Raw genomic sequence first — 13263 nt, 5'->3', positions numbered from 1 at the left:
CCACCGCAATCAGGCGGCCGCCTGCATCCCGGTTGCTGCCGTCAGGCAGCAGCCTGCATCAGTGTGTTGAGCCCCGCGAACAATTCGACGGACTTCAGCCGCGCCTCGATATCGTGGATCGGCATCGAGATGATCAGCTCGTCGGCCTGCGTATCGCGCAGGAATTCGCCAAGCTTCGCCTCCGCCGTCTTCGGTGACCCGACCACGGCGTAGCGCAGCGTATGCTCGACCGTCATCTTCTCCATCGGCGACCAGAAGCTCTCCATATCCTGGAGCGGCCTCGGGAACTGGCCGCGCACGTTGCGGCGCAGGTTGACGAACTGCTGCTGCGCCGAGGTGAAGTGATACGCGGCCTCCTCGTCTGTCTCCGCCACCGATCCCATGACGCCGACCATCGCATAGGGCTTGTCGAGCAAGGCCGAAGGCTGGAACCGGTCGCGATAGATATCGAGCGCCTCCATCAGCGAATCCGGCGCGAAGTGCGAGGCGAATGCATAGGGAAGCCCGAGCATGCCGGCGAGCTGCGCGCTGTAGAGACTGGAGCCGAGCAGCCAGATCGGCACGTTGCTGTTCATCCCCGGCACGGAGAGGATCGCCTGGTTCTCGACCGGAGCGCCGAGCAACTGCTGCAATTCGACGACGTCGTTGGGAAAGCTGCTGGCATCGAGATTGCGGCGTAGCGCCTGCGCCGTGCGCATGTCGGTGCCCGGCGCCCGCCCGAGCCCGAGATCGACACGCCCCGGAAACACCGCCTCCAGCGTGCCGAACTGCTCGGCAATCACCAGCGGCGAGTGGTTCGGCAGCATGATGCCGCCCGAGCCGATCCTGATCTTTTTCGTGGCCGCCCCAACATGGCCGATGACCACGGCGGTGGCGGCACTGGCGATCCCCGGCATGCCGTGGTGTTCGGCCAGCCAGAAGCGGTTATAGCCGAACGCCTCGGCCCTCTGCGCCATCTGCGCCGAGCTCTCCAGCGACTGCCTGATGGTGCTGCCTTCGGCAACGGGTGAGAGATCGAGGATGGAGAAGGGAACCATAGCGCGGCCTGTCGGTGGTTGGATTGGACACCCTATGTAGGTAGCCACCCGGCCGGACCAAAGCTTTCACCGCGAAAAAGGCCCGCGCGCTTTAACCCGCGCGGGCCAGTCATCGAGTTGGAGAGATCAACCAGCCTTTGCCGATCCGATACCGTCAAGCTTGGCGACGGCATCGGCGGGCAGCACGAGATCGGCGACCGCGAGGTTTTCCCGCAGATGCCCGCGCGACGAGGTGCCGGGGATGAGCAGGATATTCGGCGCGCGCTGCAGCAGCCAGGCGAGCGCCACCTGCAACGGCGAGGCCCCCAGCTCGGCCGCGACATCCGACAGCGTCGAGGACTGCAGCGGCGAGAAACCGCCGAGCGGGAAGAAGGGCACATAGGCCGTTCCCTCGCCCGCAAGCTTTTCGATCAGCGCATCGTCGCCGCGATGGGCGAGATTGTACTGGTTCTGCACGCAGACGATCTCGGCGATCTTGCGCCCGTCGGCGATCTGCTTGGCGGTGACGTTGGAGAGGCCGATGTGCTTGACGAGACCCTGGCGCTGCAGATCCGCAAGCACAGTCAGCGGCTCCTCCAGCGAGCCCTCGGCCGGACCGTGCACGTCGAACATGGCGCGCAGATTGACCACCTCGATCGCATCGAGGCCGAGGTTCTTGAGGTTGTCGTGGACCGCCTGCGTCAGCGCCTCTTTCGAAAAGGCCGGGTTCCAGGATGCATCCGCCCCGCGCACCGCCCCGATCTTGGTGACGATCACGAGGTCGTCCTTATAGGGATGCAGCGCTTCCTTGATGATCTGGTTGGTGACGTGCGGTCCGTAGAAATCGCTGGTATCGATATGATCGACCCCGCTCTCGACAGCCTCGCGCAGCACCGCCACCGCTTCCGCGCGATCTCTCGGCGGCCCGAAGACGCCCTTGCCGGCAAGCTGCATGGCACCGTAGCCGAGCCGTTTGACGGTGCGGTTGCCGAGTTTGAATGTTCCGGACTTCTCAAGATTGGACATGATCTTTCTCCGTTTCGATCAAGACGAGAAATAGGTCAGTCTGGTTCCATCGATAAGCCAAGACAATCCGCACGGGCTGTTCGGCATTTCGGACAATGAGCTGGTATCCGCTCATGTCGAAGACGGAACAGGAACCGCCTCGGGCTTGCCGAACCGCAATCCGCAGACGAGCGGCACGCTGACGGCATAGACGACGATGACAGACAGCCAGATCGCGCCGGGCCATTGCGCCCTGACGAGAAAGTAAATGCTGGAGAAGCCAAGCGGCGTGACGATCGAGGCAAGGCTCACCGCCGACGACAATACGCCCTGGAACCGGCCCTGCTGGCTCTCATCGACCTGCCGCGTCGCCAGCGATTGCAGCGCCGGAACGCCGATGCCGCCGAGCGCGAAGAGCGGCATGATCGCAAAGATCATCCATCCCTGCGTGGCAAACGCCATGACGACGAGCGAGAGACAAGCGCTGACGACACCGGTGAGGATGGCACCGCGTTCGCCGAGCAGCTTGACGGCAGGCCCAGGAAGAAAGGCCTGGGCGAGCGTCTGGCAGACGCCGAAGGCGCCGAGCGAGAGGCCGACCCAAAGACCGTTCCACTGAAAGCTGTCCGCACCCCAAAGCGCCCAGCAGGTGCCGTAGACCTCGCCGGTGGCGCTGAAGACGAAGAAGATGAGGACCATGGGCAGCAGGCTCTTCATGGAAAAGAGCCAATGGAGCGGCCGCAGCGGGTTCAATGCCGCAAGATCGACTTTCTCCCGGCTGGGCTTGCGCGATTCCGGCAGCATGAGGAAGGCGAGAAGCAAGTTGCAGCCGTTCAGCACCGCTGCCGCGATGAAGGGCAGCCGCAGCCAATAATCGCCCAGCGCACCGCCGAGCACAGGGCCAACGATGAAGCCGGCCCCGAACATTGCATTGATGAGACCGAACCGGCGGGCGCGTTTGTCCTCGGGCGATATGTCGGTGATATAAGCCGACGCGACGGAGACATTGGCGCTGGTGAGCCCGGCGATGGCGCGGCCGAGAAGCAGCATCCACAGGCTGGGTGCGAAGGCGAGGAACAGATAGTTGATGGCCGCACCGCCAAGCGAGATCAAAAGCACCGGACGCCGGCCAAGTCGGTCGCTGAGCGAGCCGAGCACCGGGGCGAAGATGAACTGCATGGTCGCGTAAAGCGCGGTCATGATGCCGATGGTGGAGGCGACGTTGTCGGTGTGCGTGACCTCCTTCAGCAGTGCCGGAAGGATGGGAAAGATAAGCCCGATACCGACGGCATCGAGAACGATGGCAGTGAAGATGACGAGAAGTGGTCTGGTAGATGGTGTGGTCATGGCGTGTTCCGATCGGACGCAAGCGCACGGACGCACGCGGCGCCGATGGCTCACGATAGGGCCTGACGATGCAGGCGATTGATGTTTGGGAACGCTGGCCGATCGATGCCTGAGGCGGCATGGATGGCGTGTGCTTGACCGCATGGACGACAATTTGTCCACCTGTTTTACTCCGCCACTGAGCGGATCAAGGAAAGCGGTCGCTTTTCGCGATGCGCTTATTTACGCCAATCACGGGCTTGCGGCAAGTGGTGTGCTGGTGGCGTCGTCCGGACGATTGGCTGAACCAGAGAAGAACATTCGCGATGGAGCTGATTTCGCCCGCAGCCGACCCTTGAGCATACGCAGGTCCGGCACCGCCGCTTCAACCATGAGAAGCGGCGGCCTCGATGCGTGTCTTACCCACGCCGCCGCAGCACATGCACCTCAGCGCTGTGCTGATGCTCACCCTGCGCCAACGTGAAGTTGGCGAGCTGGCGGTCCATCTCCACGGCCTCTGTGGCAAGCAGATGGATGGCGGCCGTGCTTTCCTCGACCATCGCCGCATTCTGCTGCGTCATCTGATCGAGCTCGGCGACGGCGCTGTTGATCTGGCGTAGCGTCTCCGCCTCCTCGCGGGTGGCGTCCATGATCTCGCTGATCTGGCCGTTGATCGCCTCGACGTGACCGCCGATGCCCGTCAGCGCCACGCCGGCCCGCTCGACCAGCGACACGCCGGCCTCGACCTCATGCGTGGATTTCTGCAGCAGATGCGAGATCTCCTTGGCCGCACCCGACGAACGCTGCGCAAGCTCTCGCACTTCCTGGGCAACGACCGCAAAGCCCTTGCCGGCCTCACCGGCGCGTGCCGCCTCGACACCGGCATTGAGCGCCAGCAGATTGGTCTGGAAGGCGATGGAATCGATAACCGAGATGATCGAGTTGATCTGCCGCGACGAGGCCTGGATCGCCTCCATCGCCGCGATCGTATCGCGCATGATCTGGCCGGAGCCCGACGTCTCGCGCTTGGCGTCGCGGGCGATCCGCTCGGCTTCTTCGGCGCGCGCGAGCTGCGAGCGGACCGACTGGGTGATCGCATCGATAGCGCTTGCGGTCTCGGTGATCGACGCCGCCTGCCGCTCGGTGCGACCGGCAAGATCGTCCGAGCCGGCACGCATCTCTTCCGAGCCCGAACGCACCGCCGCCGAATTGCCGCCGATCGCCGTCATCGTATCGCTGAGTGTGGCCAGCGCCTGGTTGAAATTGTGGCGCAGCCCCTCGAGCTCGTTCGGGAAGCGGCGGTCGATCTGATAAGCGAGGTCGCCGTTCGCAAGATGCAGCAGCCCTTCGTCGATCGCCTCGACAACCTCCTGCAGCGTCTTCGCCTCCGCCTCGCGCTCGGCCATGTGCTGCTGGCGGTCGCGGTCGGCGCGTTCGCGCGTTTCGGCGCTGGCAGCCTCCAGCGTGCGGCTATCGATGAGCGACTGCTTGAAGCGGGCAAGTGCCTTGGCCATCGTGCCGATCTCGTCGTGGCGGTTCTGGCTGCCGATCTCGACCTCGAGATCGCCATCGGCCACCGCACGCGTGACGCCGGCAAGCTTGGCGAGCGGCGAAAACAGCATCTTGGTGATGATCCCTGTCGCGATAGCCATGACCACGAGCACGCCGCAGCCGATCATCGTCAACAGCATCGCGATTTCAAGCGAGCCGGCATTGATCTCGCTGAGACGCATGCTCTCGACCACCAGATAGCGCGCGCCCTGATAATCGACGGGCTTCACATAGGCGCGCGCGGCGCCATCGGCGCGGCTGAAATCGTTGACCGACATCGCGGAGTTGGCAAACGCATCCTTCAGGAAAGTGAAGGGCGCGGTATCGAGCGTCGCCAGCCGGCCAGCCTCGTTGACCGTGACCGCCGATCCATCTTCCGAGACGATCGCCGCCTGCGCGGTGCTGCCGGCAACGATACCCTTGGAGAGGATGCTGGCGACGACATCGTCGCGCACCCTAAACAGCATCACGCCCTTCGGCTGGCCGAGCTTAACGACAGGCACGGCATAGAAAATTGCCGACACACCGTTCGCATCCACCCGCAGGCCCGAGAAGCCGGCAGGCGCGCCATCGTCGGTCGCCTTGGCGGTGTTTTCGATCGCCTTGGCGAAGGCAAGGCCAGCGCCGGTCGATTTCCACGCATCCGACTTCAGGTTCTCGGCGAAGTCGTCGTTCTTCTTGTAGGAATAGAGCACGAAGCCATCGAGATCGGCGATCAGGAGATCGCTGAACGGCGTGTTCTGCAAATCGCGCGCGACTTCGCCCTGCGTCTTCTCATGGTTCGAATAGTAAAACCCGCTCGGCGCATCCGGCTTCACCAGCTTCTCGCGCTCGCCGGCCGGGTTCGGATTGTCGGTGATGAACACCTTCTTGAGCTCGGCGCGGACATCGCCCGAGGTCTTCTCGATCGTCTTCCAGCCGCTCTTCAGGCTGGTGATCGACATCTGCAGCGCCTCGATGCGGGCGATCGAATTGGCCTGGTTTTCAAGCTGCGCCAGCTGATCATGCAGCATGTCACCGCGAAAGATCAGCACGCTCTCCTTGGCCTTCAGCGCCTGCTCGCCGGAAATCCGGCTGCTGGCGAAATAGGCGAGACAGTTGATGGCGGCGATCGACAGCGCCGTCAGCAGAATGAAAGTAGCAATGACCTTGAAGGACAGCGACTGGAATCTCTGAACCATGGAAAAACTCGAACCCCTTCCGGAACGGCTGATACCGGTGGGGCTGGCGCCCCACAGGCAGGCCTGAAAACAGAACACGGGGAGCCTTCGCCCGAAAAAGCTGGCTCCTCTCATCTCTTGTGGATCATAAGTTACCGAGGGAATTTAAATTCCCGTAAATGAGCCCCGACAAAAACGCTGGGATGTTTTTGTTTTGTTCACATATCGATGGCAGTTATCGCTGATCTGCAATAGGATTATCGCATGCAAAGCGCGATTCGTATCATCGGCATCGACCCCGGCCTGCGCCGCACCGGCTGGGGCGTCATCGAGACGCTGGGCAATTCGCTGCGCTTCGTCGCCTCGGGAACGGTGACGTCCGATGGCGACATGGACCTCGCATCACGCCTCTGCCAGCTGCATGACGGCCTCGCCGACGTCGTCCACAGCCACCAACCCGACGAAGCCGCCGTCGAGCAGACCTTCGTCAACAAGGACGCCGTGGCGACGCTGAAGCTTGGCCAGGCCCGCGGCATCGCCATGCTGGTGCCTGCCCGCGCCGGGCTGCAGGTCTCGGAATACGCACCGAATGCGGTGAAGAAAGCCGTTATCGGCGTCGGCCATGCCGAGAAAAAACAGATCCACATGATGCTGAAGATCCTGATGCCGAAGGCCGAGTTCAAGGGCGACGACGCCGCCGACGCACTCGCCATCGCCATCTGCCACGCCCACAACCGCGGCGGCGCCCGCATGCGCATGGCAGCGCTCGCCGGCTAGCTTGTTCTTGACTTGTTCTCATTTCGTGATAAGTAATACCTGAGAGGTATTACTGTGCGTGTAACCGAAAAAGGCCAGGTGACGATCCCCAAGGAGATCCGCGACCGATTGAACATCGGCCCGGGGTCGGAGGTGGATTTTGTCGCAGACGAGAAAGGTGCTCGGCTTGTGGTCGTCGCCGAAGGCAAATCCACATCGGACGAAGAATTCGCGACGTGGCTGAAAAGCGTCTCGGGTACGTTCGATACGCTCGGCATGACCACCGACGAGTATATGGAATGGCTGAGGGGGCCGCGCGATGACCTCGGTCCTCGTTGATACCAACGTTTTCATCGACGTTTTCGGGCCGGAGACGCAGTTCAAGGAATGGTCGTCGGAGATGATTTTGAGGCTGCGCCCGCAAGCGCAGTTCATTCTCACGCCGATTGTCTGGGCCGAATTGGCAAGCATGGCGCCGAGTGAGGATCAGCTCATGTTCATGTTGGCGCGGCTTAATCTGGTGCGCGAAGCGGTACCCTTTCCTGCGGCCTATCAGGCCGGACTGGCCCATATCGCCTACCGCCGCGCCGGCGGCGCGCGTGAACGCACCCTGCCCGATTTCCTGATCGGCGCGCATGCGTCCGTTCGCTCCCATCGCCTGCTCACCCGCGATCCCGGACGTTACCGGGCCTATTTCCCGGCGCTCGACCTCATCACGCCCGAAACCCATCCCATCTGAACTCTTAACCGGCGGACCACCAAACATGATCGGCAAGCTCAAAGGCACCATCGACGAAATCGGCGACGACTATGTGCTCGTCGACGTGCACGGCGTCTGCTACGTCGCCCATTGCTCGGCGCGCACCCTGTCGCGCATCGGCTCTGTGGGCGAGGCCTGCATTCTCTTCATCGAGACCTATGTGCGCGAAGACCAGTTGAAGCTCTTCGGCTTCATGACAGCACTTGAGCGCGAGTGGTTCAACCTCCTGCAGAGCGTTCAGGGCGTCGGCGCCAAGGTCGCGTTGGCGGTGCTTTCGACGCTGACGCCGGGCGAGCTCGCCAACGCCATCGCCCTGCAGGACAAGACGTCGATCTCCCGCGCCAACGGCGTCGGCCCCAAGGTTGCGGTCCGCATCGTCACCGAGTTGAAGAACAAGGCCCCCGCCTTCGCCGGCGAAGCATCCGCCAATATCGGCCTGAAACAGGAACTCGGCGAAGGCGTCGCCTCCGCCCCTGTCGCCGACGCCGTGTCGGCGCTGACCAACCTCGGCTACAGCAGAGACCAGGCCGCCAACGCGGTTGCCGCCGCGATGAAGACGGCGGGAGAAGGCGCTGACAGCGCCAAACTGATCCGGCTGGGGTTGAAGGAGTTGTCGCGGTGATTGGCTGGAAGCCGGTTTGCAACTACTATTGATGCACTCGACCGAAAGAGGCTTCAAAGATGAGCGCTTTGACAAAACTGAGTTCGAAAGGGCAGCTGACGATCCCGAAGGGAATTCAGGAGAAACTGGACATCGCGCCGGGCACCGAATTTTACCTCACGGTTGAAGACGGCAAGCTGTTGGCGACACCGAAGCGCGCGCCCGTACCAACCACGAAAAGATTGATGGATTTCGCGGGAATTCTCGGCACGCCTCCCAACGGCAGAAGCTTGAGCTTGCAGGAAATCGATGAGGCCATCATGGACTCGGTTGTCGAGGATGAGGAGCGCATTCAGCGGGAATGGCGCGAAGGTCGTAAATGATCGGGATCGACACGAACATCCTGCTGCGGTTTCTTCTCGATGATGAGCCTACGCAAGGCGCGATCGCCCGGCAGTTCATGTCCGAGCGGACCACTGACGACCCAGCATATGTGAGCGCAGTCGTGCTCGCGGAAACAAGCTGGTTGCTCAATCGACGCCTCGGTTACTCGAAATCCGAGATCGCCACCGTATTGGCGCAGCTTGCGCAAGCAGATGAAATCGTTATCGAGCATTCGAAGGAGTTGAAGCTTTTGACCGCCGACACATCCCGGCCGATCGCCGATATCGCGGATTATCTTGTCGTCTGGGCCGCCGCGAATGTGGGCTGCGCCAAAACCTTTACCTTCGACCGCAAGGCCGCCCGCAAAATTCCCGGAATGGAACTTCTCGCATGACCGACACCGCCCGCCTCATCACCCCGGAAAAACGCGGCGAGGATTTCGACGCGACGCTGCGGCCGCAGTCACTCGATGAATTCACAGGCCAGGCCGAGGCCCGCGCCAATCTGAAGATCTTCATCGAGGCGGCGAAGAACCGTGGCGAGGCGCTCGATCACGTCCTTTTCGTCGGCCCGCCCGGTCTCGGCAAGACGACGCTGGCGCAGATCATGGCCAAGGAACTCGGCGTCAACTTCCGCTCGACATCAGGCCCCGTCATCGCAAAGGCCGGCGATCTCGCGGCACTGCTCACCAATCTCGAGGAGCGCGACGTGCTCTTCATCGACGAAATCCATCGTTTGAGCCCCGCCGTCGAGGAAATCCTCTATCCTGCGATGGAAGACTTCCAGCTCGACCTCATCATCGGCGAAGGCCCGGCCGCGCGCTCGGTGAAGATCGACCTGTCGAAATTCACGCTGGTCGCCGCCACCACTCGCCTCGGCCTTCTGACGACACCGCTGCGCGACCGCTTCGGCATCCCGGTGCGGCTCTCCTTCTACACCGTCGACGAGCTTGAGCTGATCGTGCGCCGCGGCGCGCGGCTGATGAACCTGCCGATGACCGACGAAGGCGCCCGTGAGATCGCGCGCCGCGCCCGCGGCACGCCCCGCATCGCCGGCCGTCTTCTGCGCCGCGTCCGCGATTTCGCCGAGGTCGCGAGAGCCGAAGCCGTCACCCGCGAGATCGCCGACGAGGCGCTGACCCGGCTCTTGGTCGACAATCTCGGCCTCGACCAGCTAGACAAGCGCTATCTCAACATGATCGCGGTGAATTTCGGCGGCGGCCCTGTCGGCATCGAGACGATCGCCGCCGGCCTGTCGGAGCCGCGCGACGCGATCGAGGACATCATCGAGCCCTATATGATCCAGCAGGGCTTCATCCAGCGCACCCCGCGCGGCCGCGTCTTGACCGCCACCGCCTGGAAGCACCTCGGCATGCAGCCGCCGAAGGATCTCGAGGCCGCCCAGTTCCGCCTGTTCCAGCAGGATGAGTGAGGGAACTGTGCCCCACTTCGTGCATTGGCATCTCGAAAGGAGATCGTCATGCAGAAGTATCGCATCGGCACTGGTGTCGAATGGAAATGGGGCAAGGGAACCGGGACCGGCAAGATCAAGGAGAGCTTCACCGACGACGTCGAGCGTACGATTGAAGGTGCGGTCATCAAGCGGAAGGCGAGCAGCGAGGAGCCTGCCTATCTGATCGAGCAGGAAAACGGCGGCAAGGTGCTGAAGAGCCATTCCGAGCTGAAGAAATCCGGCTGACGGCAGCCTAAAGGCCTGCATGCCCCAGCCGTCGCAACGAGGAGGACATGCCGTGACGGCTTTCGACCCCATCCGCCCCTTCCGCAAGCTCGCCTATAACAACGCGCTCGCCAATCATCGCCTGCACATGGCCTGCGCGCTGTTGCAGCCCGGCGAATTCGAAGCGCCGCGCGTGAGCTTCTTCCCGTCGATCAAGGCGACGCTGAACCATATCCTGACGGTGGACTGGTTCTATGTCGATGCGCTGGAGGGTGGCACGCTGGGGCCGCAGGCCTGGGCGGTCGAGGAGCCCTGCCCCGATATCGCAAGCCTCGCCGCAGAACAGAAGGCCATCGATGCAAGATTGGTGACGCTCGTAGAAGCGCTATCGTCGCAGAAGCTGGTCTCGACCGTCGAGATCCATCGCGGCGAACGTATCCAGCGGGAGCGGATGGAGGATGTGCTTGGCCACCTCTTCCAGCATCAAACGCATCATCGCGGCCAGGTGCATGCCATGCTGGCGGGCAGCAGCGTGGCGCCGCCGCAGCTCGATGAATTCATCGTCGCCGACGACGCCAGGTTCCGGGGCGACGAGATCGCCGCCCTCGGATGGAGCGAAGAGAGGCTGATGCGCTAATCCTGCAGCCGCGCCTTCAGCCCGTCGATGATCGTCTTGCTGAGCAGCGCGTAGTTTTCGTCGAAGTGGTGGTCGCCGGCGAGCGCGATCACATCGACGCCGCTGTCCTTGAGATCCGGGCAGGCAACCTCGTCGTCATCTTCCTTGCCGTAGACGCACTGGACGATCTTCGGATCGACGGCCTTCAGATCGGCAACCGGGTCGCCGCCTGCGCCTTCGGTCTTGGCGCCGAGCCAGCCCATGACGGAGATCTGGTAATCCACCTCGTGCGACAGCGACAGCAGCGAAATCTGCGCGACGGCGCTCTTTGCCGCCGGCTTCAGCCGAGAGAAAGCGGCCGGCACGACATCGGCGCCGAAGGAATAGCCGACCAAGAGAACATGCTTGACCTTCCACTGCTTGCGATAGAGCTCGATGATCTTGCCGAGATCGTCGGCGGTTTCCTGAGGCTTACGCTCGGACCAGAAGTAATGCAGCGAATCCACGCCGACCACGGGAATGCCCTGCTTCTGCAGCGCGGCACCCACTTCCTTGTCGATATCGCGCCAGCCGCCGTCGCCGGAATAGATGATCGCCATCGTGTCGAAGGCGGGCTTGGCGTCGAGGATCGTCAGCGGCAGCCCAAGCGGATTGTCAGCATTGCCGGACGCCGCGATCAGATCGTCGAGCGTGCTGCTCAGCGTCGTCTGCGCATCGTCCTGGGATTCGCGAATGTCGATGTCCGAATGCGCCTTCTTCAGCTCGTCCGCATGCGCGCGACCGTCCTTGTCGGCATTGGGCGTGAAGGCGGCAATGATGGGATCGGGCAGCGCGATGTCGCTGAGGCCGTAGATCATCCGGTCTCCGACCGTCTTCTTCTTGGCCGGCGTGCAAAGCTGCTGCGTCAGCGGAATACCCGCCAGCGGATCGATCGCCAAAGTCTGGCCGATGGTCGCATCCGGCGTCTGCGCGGCGATTGCCAGCGCCAGCGCCCCGCCCTCGCCGATACCCGCCACGATCGGCAGGTGATACGGACTGTTGCCGGCGGCGCGCTGCACCTGCTGGCTGAGCGACTCGATATCGGAGACCAGATAGACGCAGCCGTCATTGTCGCTAACGTCGTATTTGCGCAGCGCATCGATGTAGGACGGGAAGTCGACGCCGATCACCACGGCTCCCTCGCCCACCAGCCGGTCGGCCTCCGTCTTCTCCTTGTCGCCCCAGCCCGCGGCGTCCGAGATCAACATCACGGCGCCCTTGACGTCGCCGTCAGGCAGGAAGATGTGCGGCGACGGGATGAGCCCGGTCTCGAACTCCTGCGTCGTCTCGTCGGCCGCATGTGCTGCGGGAATGGAAAGCGCCAGCGCACAGGCGGCGGCCAGAATGTGTCTTTTCATCATTTCCTCACGACCCCTTTCAATCCGCCGCCGATCAGGAGTGTCGCGTCCATCAAAGCGATCATCGGATTGCCTCCTCCGGACACCGCAAGATAGCGCGGATGCCATTGAGGGTGAAACTTGGATTTGAAGGCCCTGAGGCCCTTGAAGTTATAGAAGCGCTCGCCGTGCTCGAACACGGTACTGCCGATGCGGTCCCAAACGGGCGCCGTCTCGCGCTTAGACATGCCAGAAAGCGGGGCCATGCCGAGGTTGAAGTGCGAGAACCCTTCGGCGCGCAGATATTCCATGATCTGCACGAACAGGAAGTCCATGGAGCCCTTCGGCGCATCCGGCGAGAAGCGCATCAGGTCGATGGTGCCCTCGTCTTTGGCGCCGGTGATCAGGATATTGGCGAAGGCAACGATCTTGCCCTCAAGCTTCAGGATGCCGACCGGCTGCGCAAGAATGTAGTCGGGCGTGAACGCACCGAGCGAAAAGCCCTTCTCCTTGGCGTTATGGTCGGCAAGCCAGGCGTCGGAAACCGCTGCCAGCTCGTCCATCACGCCAGGCACGTCTTCCGCCGCGATCACCTCGAAGCTCAACCCGTCGCGTTGAGCGCGGCTTGCGGTCTGGCGCAGGTTCGCCCACTTGCCGCCCTTCATCTCGAAGGTCGAAAGATCGGAGACGGCGAGTTCGCCGAGCTTGAAGGCGCGCAGGCCCGCATCGGCGCAATGAGAAAGCAGCGCCGGCGAGATCTGGTAGAACACCGCACGGCAACCGGCGGCGCGCGCCGTCTCGACGAAACGCCACACGAGCTCCGGCATGGCGCTGCGGTCGCCGACGGGATCGAAGAGCGCGATCCACGAGCGCCCTTGGCGGCCATACATGATGAAGGCATCGCCCTTGTCGGAGAACATCACGCTCTTGTCGCCCATGCGCACCAGATTGGCGTCGGCGTAGCGCTGCTTCTCGACGATATCGACGGCACGCTCCAGCGCCTCGTCCGTTGCCGTCCATGGCCGAGTTGTCGTG

At 62.9% G+C, this 13263-nt stretch carries 15 protein-coding genes; 9 read left to right on the top strand and 6 right to left on the bottom strand.

Translation table 11 applies throughout. The features are described from left to right. Window positions 1-41 precede the first annotated feature (41 nt). The 4 genes from B3605_RS22470 to B3605_RS22455 form a co-directional block, all read right to left on the bottom strand. Complete coding sequence (locus tag B3605_RS22470; protein WP_296436098.1) at window positions 42-1037, bottom strand: LLM class flavin-dependent oxidoreductase; 996 nt, start codon at window positions 1035-1037, stop codon at window positions 42-44. 126 nt (window positions 1038-1163) lie between these two features. Next, entirely contained in the window at window positions 1164-2042 is an 879-nt protein-coding gene (locus B3605_RS22465) for an aldo/keto reductase family oxidoreductase (RefSeq protein ID WP_112944923.1), read from the bottom strand. 111 nt (window positions 2043-2153) lie between these two features. Next, window positions 2154-3368 carry a TCR/Tet family MFS transporter gene (locus B3605_RS22460; RefSeq protein ID WP_112944922.1) on the bottom strand — a complete coding sequence of 405 codons (1215 nt, stop codon included), beginning with the start codon at window positions 3366-3368 and terminating at the stop codon, window positions 2154-2156. Between the two features lie 398 nt (window positions 3369-3766). Next, window positions 3767-6079 carry a methyl-accepting chemotaxis protein gene (locus B3605_RS22455; RefSeq protein ID WP_112944921.1) on the bottom strand — a complete coding sequence of 771 codons (2313 nt, stop codon included), beginning with the start codon at window positions 6077-6079 and terminating at the stop codon, window positions 3767-3769. Window positions 6080-6322: 243 nt separating this feature from the next. Between B3605_RS22455 and ruvC the strand changes: the two genes are divergently transcribed. From ruvC to B3605_RS22410, 9 genes are read left to right on the top strand one after another with little or no spacing between them, the layout of a single operon-like run. Next, entirely contained in the window at window positions 6323-6835 is a 513-nt protein-coding gene (gene ruvC, locus B3605_RS22450; protein WP_111563306.1) for a crossover junction endodeoxyribonuclease RuvC, read from the top strand. Between the two features lie 54 nt (window positions 6836-6889). Continuing rightward, the gene (locus B3605_RS22445; RefSeq protein WP_018899646.1) at window positions 6890-7153 is read left to right on the top strand and encodes an AbrB/MazE/SpoVT family DNA-binding domain-containing protein; all 264 of its coding nucleotides are present in this window, start codon (window positions 6890-6892) and stop codon (window positions 7151-7153) included. Continuing rightward, window positions 7134-7553, top strand: coding sequence for a type II toxin-antitoxin system VapC family toxin (locus B3605_RS22440; protein ID WP_112944920.1), 420 nt, complete (start codon window positions 7134-7136; stop codon window positions 7551-7553). Before B3605_RS22445 ends, B3605_RS22440 begins: the two co-directional genes overlap by 20 nt. Before the next feature lie 25 nt (window positions 7554-7578). Then, window positions 7579-8196 carry a Holliday junction branch migration protein RuvA gene (gene ruvA, locus B3605_RS22435; protein WP_112944919.1) on the top strand — a complete coding sequence of 206 codons (618 nt, stop codon included), beginning with the start codon at window positions 7579-7581 and terminating at the stop codon, window positions 8194-8196. Between the two features lie 59 nt (window positions 8197-8255). After that, the gene (locus tag B3605_RS22430) at window positions 8256-8558 is read left to right on the top strand and encodes an AbrB/MazE/SpoVT family DNA-binding domain-containing protein (protein ID WP_112944918.1); all 303 of its coding nucleotides are present in this window, start codon (window positions 8256-8258) and stop codon (window positions 8556-8558) included. Further along, entirely contained in the window at window positions 8555-8953 is a 399-nt protein-coding gene (locus B3605_RS22425) for a PIN domain-containing protein (protein WP_112944917.1), read from the top strand. Before B3605_RS22430 ends, B3605_RS22425 begins: the two co-directional genes overlap by 4 nt. Beyond that, a complete protein-coding gene (ruvB, locus tag B3605_RS22420; protein WP_112944916.1) occupies window positions 8950-9990 on the top strand; it encodes a Holliday junction branch migration DNA helicase RuvB in 1041 nt (346 codons plus the stop codon). Before B3605_RS22425 ends, ruvB begins: the two co-directional genes overlap by 4 nt. A gap of 48 nt (window positions 9991-10038) precedes the next feature. Further along, the gene (locus tag B3605_RS22415) at window positions 10039-10257 is read left to right on the top strand and encodes a DUF2945 domain-containing protein (protein ID WP_112944915.1); all 219 of its coding nucleotides are present in this window, start codon (window positions 10039-10041) and stop codon (window positions 10255-10257) included. 52 nt (window positions 10258-10309) lie between these two features. Beyond that, window positions 10310-10873 (top strand): DinB family protein, encoded by a 564-nt coding sequence (locus B3605_RS22410; protein WP_112973734.1) that lies wholly within the window; start codon window positions 10310-10312, stop codon window positions 10871-10873. Here B3605_RS22410 and B3605_RS22405 read toward each other — a convergent pair. Beyond that, a complete protein-coding gene (locus B3605_RS22405) occupies window positions 10870-12252 on the bottom strand; it encodes a virulence factor family protein (protein WP_112944913.1) in 1383 nt (460 codons plus the stop codon). The two genes, B3605_RS22410 and B3605_RS22405, sit on opposite strands and share 4 nt — an antisense overlap. Beyond that, a partial coding sequence (locus B3605_RS22400; protein ID WP_296436097.1) for a phosphatidylglycerol lysyltransferase domain-containing protein occupies window positions 12249-13263 on the bottom strand: 1015 nt, incomplete at its 5' end. The genes B3605_RS22400 and B3605_RS22405, both read right to left, overlap by 4 nt.

It is taken from the genome of Rhizobium sp. UBA1881 (assembly GCF_002338015.1).
Taxonomy (GTDB): domain Bacteria; phylum Pseudomonadota; class Alphaproteobacteria; order Rhizobiales; family Rhizobiaceae; genus Rhizobium.
Note: the sequence above shows the minus strand (reverse complement) of the source record. Positions and strands in the feature narration are given on the sequence as shown.